Origin of the sequence: Microbacterium sp. CFBP 13617, assembly GCF_014839445.1 — a bacterium.
Lineage (GTDB): Bacteria > Actinomycetota > Actinomycetes > Actinomycetales > Microbacteriaceae > Microbacterium.
The window spans coordinates 144,417-160,591 of record NZ_JACYNW010000005.1 but is presented as its reverse complement, the minus strand read 5'-3'; the positions used below and the strand labels follow the sequence as shown (position 1 = coordinate 160,591).

10 protein-coding genes are annotated in these 16,175 nt (G+C 70.0%); 8 read left to right on the top strand and 2 right to left on the bottom strand.

What is annotated here, in order from left to right; translation table 11 throughout:
- Positions 1–131 precede the first annotated feature (131 nt).
- On the bottom strand, positions 132–1,799 hold the full coding sequence (locus tag IFU40_RS16085) for an ABC transporter ATP-binding protein (RefSeq protein WP_191926965.1): 1,668 nt from the start codon (positions 1,797–1,799) through the stop codon (positions 132–134).
- 230 nt (positions 1,800–2,029) lie between these two features.
- Here IFU40_RS16085 and pxpA point away from each other — a divergent pair, with 230 nt between their 5' ends.
- From pxpA to IFU40_RS16060, 5 genes are all read left to right on the top strand, one after another.
- Positions 2,030–2,782, top strand: coding sequence for a 5-oxoprolinase subunit PxpA (gene pxpA, locus IFU40_RS16080; protein ID WP_191926964.1), 753 nt, complete (start codon positions 2,030–2,032; stop codon positions 2,780–2,782).
- Positions 2,776–4,383 (top strand): 5-oxoprolinase/urea amidolyase family protein, encoded by a 1,608-nt coding sequence (locus IFU40_RS16075; RefSeq protein ID WP_191926963.1) that lies wholly within the window; start codon positions 2,776–2,778, stop codon positions 4,381–4,383. Before pxpA ends, IFU40_RS16075 begins: the two co-directional genes overlap by 7 nt.
- 271 nt (positions 4,384–4,654) lie before the next feature.
- Complete coding sequence (gene rpoB / locus IFU40_RS16070; RefSeq protein ID WP_055833556.1) at positions 4,655–8,152, top strand: DNA-directed RNA polymerase subunit beta; 3,498 nt, start codon at positions 4,655–4,657, stop codon at positions 8,150–8,152.
- Positions 8,153–8,208: 56 nt separating this feature from the next.
- On the top strand, positions 8,209–12,084 hold the full coding sequence (rpoC, locus tag IFU40_RS16065) for a DNA-directed RNA polymerase subunit beta' (protein WP_055833560.1): 3,876 nt from the start codon (positions 8,209–8,211) through the stop codon (positions 12,082–12,084).
- Between the two features lie 245 nt (positions 12,085–12,329).
- Positions 12,330–12,926 (top strand): hypothetical protein, encoded by a 597-nt coding sequence (locus IFU40_RS16060; protein ID WP_191926962.1) that lies wholly within the window; start codon positions 12,330–12,332, stop codon positions 12,924–12,926.
- A 26-nt stretch (positions 12,927–12,952) separates the two neighbouring features.
- On the opposite strand, the gene IFU40_RS16055 is transcribed toward IFU40_RS16060, so the two are convergent.
- Positions 12,953–13,585 (bottom strand): hypothetical protein, encoded by a 633-nt coding sequence (locus IFU40_RS16055; protein ID WP_191926961.1) that lies wholly within the window; start codon positions 13,583–13,585, stop codon positions 12,953–12,955.
- 120 nt (positions 13,586–13,705) lie between these two features.
- On the opposite strand from IFU40_RS16055, the gene IFU40_RS16940 reads away from it, so the two are divergent.
- The 3 genes from IFU40_RS16940 to IFU40_RS16040 all read left to right on the top strand — a co-directional run bounded on the left by IFU40_RS16940 (position 13,706) and on the right by IFU40_RS16040 (position 16,087).
- Complete coding sequence (locus IFU40_RS16940; RefSeq protein ID WP_249404290.1) at positions 13,706–14,830, top strand: ABC transporter; 1,125 nt, start codon at positions 13,706–13,708, stop codon at positions 14,828–14,830.
- A gap of 8 nt (positions 14,831–14,838) precedes the next feature.
- Complete coding sequence (locus tag IFU40_RS16045) at positions 14,839–15,321, top strand: hypothetical protein (protein WP_070408616.1); 483 nt, start codon at positions 14,839–14,841, stop codon at positions 15,319–15,321.
- Positions 15,322–15,424: 103 nt separating this feature from the next.
- Entirely contained in the window at positions 15,425–16,087 is a 663-nt protein-coding gene (locus IFU40_RS16040; protein ID WP_055833574.1) for a hypothetical protein, read from the top strand.
- Positions 16,088–16,175 lie beyond the last annotated feature (88 nt).

Sequence of the window (16,175 nt, the reverse complement as noted above, 5' to 3'; positions counted from 1 at the left end):
GTGCCGTGTCCCACTTCGTGCAGGTCTGCCGACCGTTTCTCGCACCAAGTGGGACATGCCTCAGCGCGCGGGCCGCGGGGCCGTGGGCCAGCGGGTGCCGGGGGACATCGCCCGCTGCGGCGCGCGCTGCGTCAGCCCGTCAAGCCCAGCTCGTTGCCGGGGATCGACGCCAGCAGGCGGCGCGTGTACGGGTCGCGGGGGTTGGTGAAGACCTCTTCGCTGGATGCCGCCTCGACCAGGCGTCCGTCCTTCATCACGCAGACGTAATCGCTGATCAGGCGCACCACCGCGAGGTCGTGCGAGATGAAGAGGTAGCTCAGGCCGTACTCGCGCTGCAGGTCGCCCAGCAGGTCGAGGATCTGGGCCTGTACGAGCACGTCGAGCGCCGACACCGGCTCGTCGCACACGATCAGCTCGGGCGAGAGCGCGAGGGCCCGGGCGATCGCGACGCGCTGCCGTTGCCCGCCCGACAGTTCCGAGGGGTAGCGGCGCAGCATGGATGCCGGCAGGGCCACGTCGTCCATCAGCTGGCGCACCCGCTTCGCGCGTTCCGCCTTCGAGCCGCGCTTGTAGAACGACAGGGGCTCCTCGACGATGCGCTCGACGGTGAACATGGGGTTCAGGCTCGAGTACGGGTCCTGGAAGATCGGCTGCACCTTCTGGCGGAACTGCCGCAGGGCGTCGCCCTTCAGAGCCGCGACGTCCTGCCCGTCGAACGTGATCGATCCGCTCGTGGGCTCGACGACCTTCAGCAGCATGCGCGCGGTCGTCGTCTTGCCCGACCCCGACTCGCCCACGATGGCGACGGTCTGGCCGCGGGGGATCGCGAGCGACACGTCGTCGACGGCGCGGAAGTCGTCGCCCCGCCCCCTCGTCGGGTACACCTTGGTGAGGTTCGAGATCTCGACGATGTGGTCGCGTACCGGCTCGGCGGCGCGCGAGCCGCGGAAGTCCTCGGGGCGCAGTCGCACGGCCGCGACCGAGGGCGCCGCCGCCACCAGTGACTTCGTGTACTCGTGCTGGGGGTTCTCGAGGATCTGGCGTGCGGGCCCCTGCTCGACGACGCGCCCGCGGTGCATGACCACGACTCTCGATGCGCGTTCCGCGGCGAGACCCAGGTCGTGGGTGATGAGGAGCACGGCCGCGCCCAGCTCGTCGGTCTGCTTGTCGATCTGGTCGAGGATCGTCTGCTGCACGGTGACGTCGAGCGCGCTCGTCGGCTCGTCGGCGATCAGCAGGCGCGGCCGGCAGGCCAGGCCGATCGCGATGAGCGCGCGCTGGCGCATACCGCCCGAGAACTCGTGCGGGTACTGCGTCGCCCGCTTCTCGGCATCCGGCAGTCCCGCCGCCTCGAGCGCCTCGACGACCTTGCCCTTCACGCTCGAGCGGTCGGCCAGGCCGTGGGCGAGCAGCGTCTCGGCGACCTGCGTGCCGATCTTCGCGACGGGGTTGAGGTTCGACATCGGGTCCTGGGGCACCAGGCCGATCTGCCGGCCGCGCACCTGACGCATGCGGGCCTCGCCGAAGGTGGTGAGGTCCTCGCCGTCGAGCAGGATCTGGCCGCGGGCCACGCGGCCCCCGGAGGCGAGCAGACCGATGATCGCCATGGCGGTCGTCGACTTGCCGGAGCCGGATTCGCCGACGATGGCGATGGTCTCACCCGCGTGGATGTCGAGATCCACCCCATCGACGGCCCGCACGGGGCCGTCCATGGTGGCGAAGTCGACCGCGAGATCACGGACCGAGAGAAGGGGCAGGGGGGATGCCGGAGCGGGGGGACCGGCGACATCGGAGGTCATCCCACCATCCTCGCCCGCGCCGCCCGTTCTGCCCACCCCTTCCGCCCGATCGTCACACCCCCGTAACGCGCTCGGATCCGCACGACTCAGGTGGATGCGCCCGCTCACCGTCGGTGTGCGCCCGCCGCACGGATGCTGCAGGAGCTGTGCGCGCCGTGCGCCGGCAACCGTCCACGCCGCCCCGCGCCGCCGACCCCCGTACGCGCGCATCGCGGCGTTACGGTGGCTCCATGCGCGTGGACCTCAACGCCGACCTCGGCGAGACCGTCGTCGGGATGCCGACCGCCGACGACGAGGCCATGTTCGCCGTCGTCTCCAGCGCCAACGTCGCCTGCGGGGGACACGCCGGAGACGCCGTCTCCATGCGCGCCTCGGTCGAACGGGCGGCGCGGTTCGGTGTCGCGGTCGGCGCGCATCCCTCGTACGACGACCGCGCGAACTTCGGCCGTGTCCGGCGCGACCCCGCCCCGGACGACCTCCGGGCGAGCATCGCCGCCCAGCTCGACGCGCTCGCCGCGGCCGGTGCCGACCTGCGCTACGTCAAACCGCACGGGGCGCTGTACCACGCGGTGATCGACGACGCCTCGCAGGCCGGAGCCGTCGTCGCCGCGGTCGCCGATCTCTCCGCCCGGCTCGGCCGCGCCCTGCCGGTGCTGGGTCTTGCGGGTGCGATCGCCGAGGCCGCGGCAGCGGCGGGGCTGCCCTTCGTGCGCGAGGCGTTCCTCGACCGCGGGTACACCGCCCACGGGCAGCTTGTGCCCCGCGGTGAACCGGGGGCGCTCGTCGACGACCCTGCGCGCGTCGCCGAGCGGGCGTTGCGTCTGGTGCGCGAGGGCGAGGTCGTGGCCGTCGACGGCACGCGCATCGCGGTCGATGCGGCCTCGCTGTGCCTGCACGGCGACACCCCCTCGGCGGTCGCGATGGCCCGGGCGGTGCGCGGGGCCCTCGACGCCGCGGGCATCGAGGTGCGCGCGCCGTGGTGACGCTCCGGTCGATGGGGGAGCGGGCCGTGCTCGCCGAGGTCGTCGACCTGGCCGCGGTCCTGGCGCTCCACGCCGCCCTCGCCGCCGACCCGCCCGCCGGCGTCGACGAGCTCGTCCCCGCCGCACGGACCGTCCTCGTGGGCTTCGATCCCGCTCGCACGTCGGTCGACGCCGTCCGCTCCTGGATCGTGGCCGCCGCCGGCACGACCCCGGATGCCGTCGCACCCGGCCCCCTCGTCGAGGTGCCGGTGCGCTACGACGGCGCCGACCTCGACGACACCGCCGCGCTCCTCGGCATCCCCGTCGCCGATCTCGTGGCCCGCCACGCCGGGGTGGAGTGGACGGTGGCGTTCACGGGCTTCGCCCCCGGGTTCGCCTACCTCGTCAGCGCCGATTGGCCGTTCGACGTGCCGCGCCTGGTGCAGCCGCGCACCCGCGTGCCCGCGGGGGCGGTGGGTCTGGCCGCGGAGTTCAGCGGAGCGTATCCGCGCGAGACCCCCGGCGGTTGGCGCCTGATCGCCTCGACCGACGCCGTGCTCTTCGATCCGGATGCCGCCGACCCGGTGCTGCTCCCACCTCGCTCGCGCGTGCGGTTCGTGGCGCAGCGCGCCCGCGTCGCCGCCGCACCCTCCGCGCCGGGATCGGGGGCGAGCGGAGGGCGAGGGACGAGCGGAGGAGGGGATGCCGGTGACTCGCCCTCCCCTCCTCCCTCGCCCTCCCTTCGTCCCGCGCCGGAGGCGGACTCCCCGCCCGCCCTCCGCGTGCTCGCCCCCGGCGGTTTCACCACCGTGCAGGACCTGGGTCGACCCGGCCGCGCCGCCCTCGGCGTCGCGCGTTCGGGTGCGTTGGATCGCGCCGCGCTCCGCATCGCCAACCGCCTCGTCGGCAACGACGAGGGTGCCGCGGGCCTCGAGATCGCTCTCGGCGGCTTCGGCGCCCGGGCCGAGAGCGACACGTGGGTATGCGTCACGGGCGCGTTCGCCGAGGTGCGCGTCGACGGGAGGACCGCGGATGCCTACGCGCCGGTGCTCGTGCCCGCCGGAGCCGAGCTGCACATCGGGGCCGTCCGCGCCGGGCTGCGCTGCTACCTCGCCGTGCGGGGCGGCGTCGTCGCGCCGGTGGCGCTGGGCTCGCGCGCGACCGACGTGCTGGCCGGGCTCGGCCCCGCGCCCCTCCGCGCGGGTGAGGGCGTTCGCGCGGGGGACCCGGCATCCCCGATCCCGGTCGTCGACGCGTTCCCGTGGTCGGTGCCGCCGACCGTGATCGACGTGCGCATCACCGCCGGTCCCCGCGCCGACTGGTTCGCTCCCTCGGCGTGGTCGACGCTGGCCGATGCGGAGTGGACCGTGTCGACCCACTCCGATCGCGTGGGCATGCGTCTCGACGGACCCCCGCTGGAGCGCACGCGACACGACGAGCTGCCCAGTGAGGGCATGCGCCCCGGCGCGATCCAGGTGCCGCCGCACGGACGACCGGTGGTGCTGCTCGCCGACGGTCCGGTGACCGGGGGATACCCCGTGATCGCCGCGGTGACGGATGCCGCGCTCGACGCGCTGGCGCAGGCGCGGCCGGGTGATGCCGTGCGATTCCGGCGTGCCTGACCGCCGATTCGGCCGCCCCGCCGGACAGGCGTGCGCGTTTATACCGCAGGTGTGCGAGGTCGTCAAGAATCGGACTGGACACGGCGCGTCCTCCCGCGTATGCTTGGACTTTGCGCTCCTCGATTCCCCCTGCCCTCATATGGTGGTCGGCTGAGCCTGCCCGTCCCCGCTTCATCGCGGTGTGCGACGGTGGGTTTTCGGGGCAGGAACGCACTCCACCTGACGACAAGGAATCACGAGCCCCTCGCCCGGGCTTCTGGAGGTTATTCCCTTGGCTGCTGCGAACACCGCATCCACCACCACCACCCCCAAGAGCGGACGCGGCGCATCCCGCCTCTCGTTCGCCAAGATCTCCGACAAGCTGACCGTTCCCGATCTGCTCGCCCTGCAGACCGAGTCGTTCGACTGGCTCGTCGGTAACGAGGCCTGGAAGGCGCGCGTCGCCGAGGCTCAGGCCGTCGGCCGGACCGACGTCCCCGAGATCAGCGGTCTGGAAGAGATCTTCGAGGAGATCTCCCCGATCGAGGACCTGAGCGAGACCATGCAGCTCTCGTTCACGAACCCCTATCTCGAGCCCGAGAAGTACTCGATCGAAGAGTGCAAGGAGCGCGGCAAGACGTACGCCGCCCCGCTCTACGTCGAGGCCGAGTTCATGAACCACCAGACCGGTGAGATCAAGACCCAGACGGTCTTCATGGGCGACTTCCCGCTCCAGACCGACAAGGGCACGTTCATCATCAACGGCACCGAGCGTGTCGTGGTCTCGCAGCTCGTGCGTTCGCCCGGTGTCTACTTCGACAAGACCCCCGACAAGACGTCCGACAAGGACATCGTGTCGGCCCGCGTCATCCCCTCGCGAGGCGCCTGGCTCGAGTTCGAGATCGACAAGCGCGACCAGGTCGGCGTGCGCATCGACCGCAAGCGCAAGCAGTCGGTCACCGTCTTCCTCAAGGCCCTCGGCCTGACCAGCGAAGACATCCTCGCCGAGTTCGCCGGCTTCGACTCGATCGAAGAGACGCTCTCGAAGGACACCATCCTCACGAAGGAAGATGCCCTCCGCGACATCTACCGCAAGCTGCGTCCGGGCGAGCAGGTCGCCGCCGAGGCCGCCCGCGCGCTGCTCGACAACTTCTACTTCAACTCGAAGCGCTACGACCTCGCCAAGGTGGGTCGCTACAAGATCAACCAGAAGCTCGGTCTCGACAAGCCGCTGAGCGACTCGGTGCTGACCGTCGACGACATCGTCGCCACGATCAAGTACATGGTGCGTCTGCACCGCGGCGACGCGTCGTTCGACGGCGTGCGCGGTGGCCAGTCCGCCGACATCCGCCTCGACACCGACGACATCGACAACTTCGGCAACCGCCGCATCCGCGCTGTCGGCGAGCTCATCCAGAACCAGGTCCGCACCGGCCTGTCCCGCATGGAGCGCGTCGTCCGCGAGCGCATGACCACGCAGGACATCGAGGCGATCACGCCGCAGACCCTGATCAACGTGCGCCCCGTCGTCGCCGCGATCAAGGAGTTCTTCGGAACCTCGCAGCTGTCGCAGTTCATGGACCAGAACAACCCGCTCGCGGGTCTGACCCACAAGCGTCGCCTGTCGGCGCTGGGCCCGGGTGGTCTGTCGCGTGAGCGTGCCGGCGTCGAGGTCCGTGACGTCCACCCCTCGCACTACGGACGTATGTGCCCCATCGAGACGCCCGAAGGCCCGAACATCGGTCTGATCGGCTCGCTCGCCTCGTTCGCGCGCATCAACGCGTTCGGCTTCATCGAGACCCCGTACCGTCGCGTCGTCGACGGTCGCGTGACCGACCAGATCGACTACCTGACCGCCAGCGAAGAGAGCGACCACATCGTCGCTCAGGCCGGTGTCGCGCTGCAGGCCGACGGTCACTTCGTGGAGGACCGCATCCTGGCCCGCCGCGGTCAGGGTGGCGAGGTCGACCTGTTCCCGAACGACGAGATCGGCTACATGGACGTCTCGCCGCGCCAGATGGTGTCGGTGGCGACCTCGCTCATCCCGTTCCTCGAGCACGACGATGCCAACCGCGCCCTCATGGGTGCGAACATGCAGCGTCAGGCCGTGCCGCTCGTGCGCAGTGAGTCGCCCATCGTCGGAACCGGTATGGAGGGCTTCGCCGCCATCGACGCCGGTGACGTCGTCACCGCCGACAAGGCCGGTGTGGTGCTCGAGGTCTCGGCCGACGTCGTGACCGTCCAGCTCGACGAGGGTGGCACGCAGGACTACTTCCTCCGCAAGTTCGACCGCTCCAACCAGGGCACGTCGTACAACCAGCGCGTGGTCGTCTCGGCCGGCGAGCGCATCGAGGCCGGCGAGGTCATCGCCGACGGTCCCGCGACCGAGAACGGCGAGCTCGCCCTCGGTAAGAACCTCCTCGTGGCGTTCATGACCTGGGAAGGCCACAACTTCGAGGACGCGATCATCCTCAGCCAGGACCTCGTGAAGGACGACACGCTGTCGTCGATCCACATCGAGGAGTACGAGGTCGACGCGCGCGACACCAAGCTGGGTAAAGAGGAGATCACCCGTGACCTCCCCAACGTCAGCCCCGACCTGCTGAAGGACCTCGACGACCGCGGCATCATCCGCATCGGTGCCGAGGTTCGCCCCGGCGACATCCTGGTCGGCAAGGTCACGCCCAAGGGCGAGACCGAGCTCTCGGCCGAAGAGCGTCTGCTCCGCGCGATCTTCAACGAGAAGAGCCGCGAAGTCCGTGACACCTCGCTGAAGGTGCCCCACGGCGAGCAGGGCACGATCATCGCCGTCAAGGAGTTCAACGCCGAAGACGGTGACGACGAGCTCGGCTCGGGCGTCAACCGCCGCGTCGTGGTCTACATCGCCCAGAAGCGCAAGATCACCGAGGGCGACAAGCTCGCCGGCCGCCACGGCAACAAGGGTGTCATCGCCAAGATCCTCCCGATCGAGGACATGCCCTTCCTGTCCGACGGCACGCCGGTCGACATCATCCTGAACCCGCTCGGTATCCCGGGTCGAATGAACTTCGGCCAGGTGCTCGAGCTGCACCTCGGATGGATCGCCCAGCAGGGCTGGAAGGTCGAGGGCACGCCCGAGTGGGCGACGAACCTGCCCGAGGCCGCTCGCGAAGCAGCCCCCGGCACGAAGGTCGCCACCCCGGTGTTCGACGGTGCGTTCGAGGCCGAGATCGCGGGTCTGCTCGACTCGACGATCACGAACCGCGACGGTGACCGTCTGGTCGACTCCACCGGAAAGACGCTGCTGTTCGACGGCCGCTCCGGAGAGCCGTTCCCGGCGCCCATCTCGGTCGGCTACATGTACATCCTGAAGCTGCACCACCTCGTCGACGACAAGATCCACGCGCGTTCGACGGGCCCGTACTCGATGATCACCCAGCAGCCGCTCGGTGGTAAGGCGCAGTTCGGTGGTCAGCGCTTCGGTGAGATGGAAGTGTGGGCGCTCGAGGCCTACGGTGCCGCGTACGCGCTGCAGGAGCTCCTGACGATCAAGTCCGACGACATCCTCGGCCGCGTGAAGGTGTACGAGGCGATCGTCAAGGGCGAGAACATCCAGGAGCCCGGCATCCCCGAGTCGTTCAAGGTGCTCATGAAAGAGATGCAGTCGCTCTGCCTGAACGTCGAGGTCCTCTCGGCCGACGGCACGGTTGTGAACCTCCGTGACACCGACGACGACGCCTTCCGCGCTGCGGAAGAGCTCGGCATCAACATCTCCAGCCGCTTCGAGTCCTCGTCGATCGACGAGATCTGAGCTCCTAGCTCAGCGACCCAGCTCAGATTTCAGAGAATTCCGACACAGGAGAACCAGTGCTCGAATCAACCACTTTTGATCAGATCCGTATCGGTCTGGCCACCGCCGACGACATCCGTCGTTGGTCCTTCGGTGAGGTCAAGAAGCCCGAGACGATCAACTACCGCACGCTGAAGCCCGAGAAGGACGGCCTGTTCGGCGAGCAGATCTTCGGGCCCTCCCGCGACTGGGAGTGCGCCTGCGGCAAGTACAAGCGCGTGCGCTTCAAGGGCATCGTCTGCGAGCGCTGCGGCGTAGAGGTCACCAAGAGCTCCGTTCGTCGCGAGCGCATGGGCCACATCGAGCTCGCCGCGCCCGTCACGCACATCTGGTACTTCAAGGGCGTCCCCTCGCGCTTGGGCTACCTGCTCGACATGGCGCCGAAGGACCTCGAGAAGGTCATCTACTTCGCCGCCTACATGGTGATCTCGGTCGACGAAGATGCTCGTCACCGCGACCTCGCCATGCAGGAGAACAACATCCGCCTCGAGCTGAAGACGCTCGGCGACCGCCGCGATGCCCGCATCGCCGCCCGCCTGGCCAAGCTCGAAGAGGAACTCGCCGCCCTCGAGGCGGAAGGCGCCAAGGCCGACCAGAAGAAGAAGGTCAAGGACGCCGCCGAGAAAGAGATGACGGCCACCCGCAAGGGTGCCGACGAGCAGATCGCCAAGCTGGAGCGCGTGTGGGAAGACTTCCGCACGCTCGAGGTCGGTGCCCTGAAGCCCGAGGACGACGTCTTCCACGAGCTGCAGGACCGCTTCGGTCAGTACTTCGAGGCCCACATGGGCGCGGAGTCGATCAAGCGTCGCCTCGAGATCTTCGACCTGGCCGCCGAGAGCGAGAACCTGCACCTGCAGATCTCCGAGGGCAAGGGCCAGCGCAAGATCCGCGCGATCAAGCGACTCAAGGTCGTCAACTCGTTCCTGCAGACCGGCATGTCGCCGGCCTCCATGGTGCTCGACGTCGTTCCGGTGATCCCGCCGGAGCTGCGTCCCATGGTGCAGCTCGACGGTGGCCGCTTCGCGACCTCCGACCTCAACGACCTCTACCGTCGTGTGATCAACCGCAACAACCGCCTCCGTCGTCTGATCGATCTCGGTGCCCCCGAGATCATCGTCAACAACGAGAAGCGCATGCTGCAGGAGGCCGTCGACGCCCTGTTCGACAACGGCCGCCGTGGTCGCCCCGTCACCGGTACCGGCAACCGCGCCCTGAAGTCCCTGAGCGACATGCTCAAGGGAAAGCAGGGTCGCTTCCGCCAGAACCTGCTGGGCAAGCGCGTCGACTACTCGGGCCGTTCGGTCATCATCGTCGGACCCCAGCTCAAGCTCCACCAGTGCGGTCTGCCCAAGCAGATGGCTCTCGAGCTGTTCAAGCCCTTCGTGATCAAGCGCCTGATCGACCTGGGTCACTCCCAGAACATCAAGGCCGCCAAGCGTGCGGTCGAGCGCTTCCGTCCCGAGGTCTGGGACGTGCTCGAAGAGATCATCCGCGAGCGCCCCGTGCTGCTGAACCGTGCACCCACCCTGCACCGTCTCGGCATCCAGGCGTTCGAGCCCCAGCTCGTCGAGGGCAAGGCCATCCAGCTGCACCCGCTCGTGTGCGCGGCGTTCAACGCCGACTTCGACGGTGACCAGATGGCTGTGCACCTGCCCCTGTCGGTCGAGGCTCAGGCCGAGGCCCGCGTGCTGATGCTCGCGTCGAACAACATCCTGAAGCCGTCGGACGGCCGTCCGGTCACCCTGCCCTCGCAGGACATGATCATCGGTCTGCACCACCTCACCACCCTCAAGGAGGGTGCGTCGGGCGAAGGCCGTGCGTTCGGTTCGGTGGGCGAAGCGATCCTGGCCAAGGACGAGGGCACCCTCGACCTGCAGGCCAAGGCGCGCATCCGCATCCCGGGTCTGACGTTCCTCGAGGGCCAGGCGCCCGAGGGGTACGAGAAGCACGGTCTCGTCGACGCCTCGCTCGGTCAGGCGATCTTCAACGACACGCTCCCCAAGGGCTACCCGTTCGTTCGCGAGCAGGCCGACAAGGGCAAGCTGTCGCAGATCGTCAACAAGCTGGCCGAGGAGTACCCCAAGGTCGAGGTCGCGGCATCGCTCGACCGCATCAAGGACGCCGGCTTCTACTGGGCCACGCGCTCCGGTGTGACGGTGGCGCTGAGCGACATCCTCACGCCCCCCAACAAGGGCGAGATCGTCGCGGGCTACGAGAAGCAGGCCGCGAAGGTCCAGGCGCAGTACGAGAAGGGTCTCACCACCGACGCCGAGCGTCGTCAGGAGCTCATCAAGATCTGGACCGAGGCCACCGACGAGGTCCAGAAGGCGATGCGGGACAACTTCCCCGCCGACAACACCATCAACCGCATGGTCTCGTCGGGCGCCCGTGGTAACTGGCTGCAGATCCGCAACATCGCGGGTATGCGCGGCCTGGTGAACAACCCCAAGGGTGAGATCATCCCGCGTCCGATCATCTCGTCGTACCGTGAGGGTCTCTCGGTCGCCGAGTACTTCATCGCGACGCACGGTGCTCGTAAGGGCCTGGCCGACACCGCTCTGCGTACCGCCGACTCGGGTTACCTGACCCGTCGTCTGGTGGACGTCTCGCAGGACGTCATCATCCGCGAGGAAGACTGCGGCACGTCGAAGGGCCTCGAGCTCCCGATCGCCGCGGCCGACTCGAGCGGCGCGCTGGTCATGGATGCCAACGTCGAGAACTCCGTGTTCGCCCGCACGCTGGCGACCGAGGTCGTCGACGCGCAGGGCACGGTTCTGGCCGAGGCCGGCGACGACGTGGGCGACGTGCTCATCGACAAGCTGGTCGCCGGTGGCATCGAGTCCATCAAGGTCCGCTCGGTCCTGACGTGCGACTCCGCCGTCGGTGTGTGCGCGAAGTGCTACGGCCGTTCGCTCGCGACCGGCAAGATCGTCGACATCGGCGAGGCCGTCGGCATCATCGCGGCCCAGTCGATCGGTGAGCCCGGTACCCAGCTGACGATGCGTACCTTCCACACCGGTGGTTCCGCGTCGGCCGACGACATCACGCAGGGTCTGCCCCGCGTGCAGGAGCTCTTCGAGGCCCGCACCCCCAAGGGTGCGTCGCCGATCGCCGAGGCCGACGGCCGCATCACGATCGACGAGACCGACAAGGCCAAGAAGGTCATCCTCACGCCCGACAACGGCGACGAGCCGGTGGTCTACCCCGTCCTGAAGCGCGCGACGCTCCTGGTCGAAGACGGCCAGCACGTCTCGGTGGGTGAGCCCCTCCAGGTCGGAACGCTCGACCCCAAGGAGGTCATGCGCGTGCAGGGTGCCCGCGAGGTGCAGAAGTACCTCGTGAACGGCGTCCAGGGCGTGTACCGCTCGCAGGGTGTGCCGATCCACGACAAGCACATCGAGGTCATCGTCCGTCAGATGCTCCGCAAGGTCACCGTCGTCGACCACGCCGACACCGACCTGCTCCCGGGTGAGCTCGTCGACTTCAAGCGGTACCAGAACATCAACCGCGCGGCGGTCGGCGAGGGCAAGCGCCCCGCGTCGGGTCGTCCCGAGCTGATGGGTATCACGAAGGCGTCGCTCGCGACGGAGTCGTGGCTGTCGGCCGCGTCGTTCCAGGAGACCACCCGCGTCCTGACGCAGGCGGCCATGGAGGGCAAGAGCGACCCGCTCGTCGGCCTCAAGGAGAACGTCATCATCGGAAAGCTCATCCCCGCCGGAACCGGACTTGCGAAGTACCGCAACGTCACGGTCGAGGCGACGGAAGAGGCCAAGAGCGAGCGGTACCCCAACCGCATCTTCGCCTCGGACGGCGCGTACAGCGACGCCGACCTGAGCTACGTCGATTTCGACAGCTTCTCGTCGGACGACTTCACACCCGGTACGTACAACTGAATCGACGGATGCCGCACCTCGGTGCGGCATCCTGATTCCCCCGAAGGCCCCCGGTTCACGCCGGGGGCCTTCGTCGTGTCAGCGGGGATGGCGTGCGCGACCGGATCATGTCCGTGCACGGCGGCCGTCGCGACCGCGCCCCGTTCCCTCGATGCGAAAGCGCACGCGGGTCGGGCGCGCTCCCACGGCGTGTCGAGGACTGCTTCGGCGGGGGGAGTGCGCCTACCGTGGTCGAGGAGGAACGAATGGCTCGAATTGGGGGGCGGAGCCTCTGGCTCGCATGGCCGGCCGGACTGCTGTCGGCGGCGGCGGTCGCCGCGCTCTTCGTGCTCGCGGCCCCCGGGGTCCCCGCGCTGGTCACGTTCGTCGGTGACACCCTCCGCGCCGCCACCTCGTCCTCGCCCGCCGCCGCTCCCGAGCCGGTCGGGCCCGCCGAAGACTGTCGGCATCTGTACTCGCAGCCCCTCTGGTCGTCGCTGGTCTGGTCGCCCGAAGCCCTGCTGTCCCAGCGGCGCACGCCGGCGCTGTCGACGCCCGAGGCCGTGGCGGCGGCGTCTCCCGCCGTCGTGGTGACGTGCCACTGGCGGGGCGAGAGCGGACGCTTCGTCGAGACGACCGTGTCGACCGTGACGCCCGAGGCGGCGACGGCCGTGCCCGCCGTCTTGACGGCACAGGGCTTCGACTGCGAGACCGTCGAGGCCGCGACGCACTGCGAGCGGCAGGTGGGGGATCTCGTCGAGGTGCACGACCTGCGCGCGGACCGCTGGGTCTCATCGACCCTCTCGGGGTGGATGCCGACCGACTACGCCGCGATCGTGGCATCCCACGCCTTCGGCGAGTAGTACTTCTCCGCGCGCGAAGGGGGCGCTCAGGCGGACGGTGAGGGGGATGCCGTGGGCGACGGGGTCGCCGCGGGGAAGATCGAGGCGATGACGCTCGCCGTGTAGCCCGTGGGGGCAAGGTTCGAGTACTGGGTGTCGATGAGCACGCCGTCGCGCCAGAAGAGGGTGCGGCCGTCGTTGACGGGGTAGGTGTCGTTGATCCAGGTCTTCTCGCAGCGCGTGCCGTCGTCGGGCGTGTAGCAACTGAAGCCCTGCGTGGCCACGAGGTCGTTCAACATGTCGAGGGCGGGTCCGCGGTCCATCGCCGAGATGCGGGTGACGAGTCCCGTGGTGTCGGCGGCGGGGTCGCGCCAGATGCACACGAGGGTGCCGTCGTCGAGCGTGCCCGAGGGGCCGGCCGCCGGATCGTTCAGCGGCGTGGATCCGAGCTGGGCCAGCACGTCGGCCGACAGCAGGGCGCGGCAGTCGGTGGGAAGGGTCACGGGTTTCGCGGACGGGGTGATCGTGGGGATCGGTGTCGGGCTCGCGCTCGTCGCCGCGGCGCTGGGGCTCGCGGGCGCGGCGTCGCCGCCGGTCTCGGGGGCGCACGCGCTGAGTGCCAGCGCGGCGACGCCGATCACCGCGACGGTGGCGACCTGGAGGAACGGGCGACGGGGCATGGGAACACCCTAAGCGCCGCCGCAGACACGGTCGAGACGCGGATCGCACGGCACGCCTGCGCGCTCGGGCGCGGTGCCCGGGATAGCCTTGCGCCGCAAGCACCGCGTGAGGAGACACCGATGAGCGACCACCAGTCGTACGGCAACCCCGTCGACGAGCCCAAGGATGAGCCGCGCGACGTCGTCGGGCAGGCCCACGAAGGCCTCGCCGATGCCGAAGCCGCCCGTCGTGACGCGGTCGACCCGGCGGTCGCCGAGGCCGCCTGGGACGAGCGCGAGGCGCACGAGCGCGACGCCACCTCCCTCAGCCAGCACGCCCCGGTCGAGCACCAGGACGCCGGCGACTCGTCGGCGCGGGGCGAACACCCCGCCCCGGTGGTGCACGACGCGTCTCCGGTCGAGCCGGTGACCGCGTCGGCATCCGCCGGTTCGTCCTCCAGCGACCTCGACGACGAAGACGCCCGCTGGGCCGCCTACGCCGCGTCGGCCGAGCCGGAGCCCACCACGACCTCGCGCACGTCCGACACGACGCCCACCACCGAGGCGCCCCGGTACGACGATGACCGCACGACGGCGTATCCCGCCGCCGCGGGGGTCACCGCCGCCGGCGCCGCCACTGCGGCGACCACCCCCGTCGCGTCCTCCGTCGCCGACGAGCCCACCCGCGTCGCCGGGGGCCCTCAGCCCATCTTCGTGCAGGCACCCGAGGCGCCTCGCCCGCGCGGCAACCGCGGCGCGGCCGGCGCGATCGGCCTGCTCGCCGCCCTCGTCTTCGCCGTGCTGTACCTGGCGGCCACGCTCGGTCTGCGTCTGCTGACCGGTGACGTGCAGGTCGCCGACCTCGGCCAGGCCGCGCTGTCGACGCTGGCCACCTGGGGCCTCTGGGTGCCGACCGTCGCGTTCTACTTCGGTTTCTGGTTCCTCGGCGCGCTCATCAACCGCGGACGCTGGGGGCACTGGGTCGTCTGGGGCCTCGTCGTGGGCGTCATCGCCTGGCTCGGACACCTGCTCGGCGTGCTGCTGGCCGCCCCGTTCTGGATGGTCACCGCGCGCGAGTCGGCCGAACTTCTCCGCGACAACGCGCTGGCACCGTTGGCCATCGTCGCCTTCGTGCTCGGCCGTGAGCTGACGATCTGGTTCGGCGCGTGGGTCGCCGCGCGCGGTCGCCGCGTCACCGAGATCAACGCCGAGGCGCAGCGCGAGTACGAGCGCACGCTCGAAGCGGGTCCTCAGCTCGCGGGCTGACGGATGCCATGACGAACGAACCGCGACCGGCCGGGGTGACCCCGCCGGTCGCGGTCGTTTTCGCGTCGGTGACGTTCATCGCGTTGTCGATCGGCGGGCTCGGAGTCATGAGCCTCGTGCTCGACGCCGACGTCATCCCCGTGCGCGGGCTCGGCGCGATCCCCGGCGTGATCGGGCAGCTGCTGGCGCTGCTGGCCTTCGCCGGCGTGCTGTGGTGGGGCCTGCGCGCCGACCCGCCGGGGTACCTGACGGCCGTGCCCTGTGCGGTCGGCGCCTACGTCGGCGAGGTGCTCGGGATCGTCGTCGGCGCGATCGTCGGGGGTGCCGACCCCGCCCGCGGGCTCGCCGCCGCCGGCAGCGTCGCCCTCGGCTTCCCGGGTGCGGTCGTCGCGGGTGCGGGCCTGCTGGCGGGCCTGTTCGGGGTGCTGCTCGTCCGCTCGCGGTCGAACGGCCCGCGGTGGCGCTGGGAAGACGACGACGAGACGCCCTGACACGTCGACGACCGGGGCGGGCCTCTCGTGCCGCCCGGGGATGCCGACGCGCCCGGTCGCGGCATCCTGACTTCTCCGGGCGTGTCGCACTAGCGTAGGGGCCGTGGAGCGGTCGCTCGAAAGCCAGGTCGGTCAGGCGGTGGATGCCTGGCTGCGTTGGCTGCCCCGGTGGGAGCCCGCCCATCACCGCGGCCGGGTCGCCCCGTGCCGTCGCTGTTTCGGTTCGCCCGTGCTCTCGGCGGCCGGACTCGGGTCCGACGTGCCCCACGGGGTGCAGCACGGCCTGTCGACGCGGGTGAAGGCCATCGTCGATCACGCGGTCGCCGACTACACCGCCCGAAACCTCCCCATGCTGCAGAACGAGCTCGATCAGCAGGCCGATCGCAACCGGCGGCGGTCGTATCGGCCGGCCGAGGGGCTCGAGCCGGAGTTCGAGGGGATGCCGCTCGATCCCGACCCGGAGCCGGGTTCACCGTTCCTGTTCACGCTGACGGGCCTGGCCGCCGAAGAGGAGGCATCGCTTCCGGTCCTGCCCCCGCTGTCGGATGCCGCGAAGGCGGCGCTGCGGCAAGAGGTGGGCCTCGCCGACGACTACGCCAACATGATCGGTCGCGAGGTGTGCACGGTGCTGCTGCACCATCGGCTGCGCATCCAGGCGGCGGTCGCCGAATACGTGGAACCGCAGATCGCCGCGATGCTCGACGACCTGACGCGTTCGCTCGACGCCCCGTTCGATCCGCGCGAACCGGGCCCCTCGGCATCCTGAATCTCACGGCCCGGGAAACGCTCCCCGAGGCGATCGCGGCGCTCGCGGCGTGCTGTGGGGGAGGGGTGGTGGGGACAAGCTGCGGGGC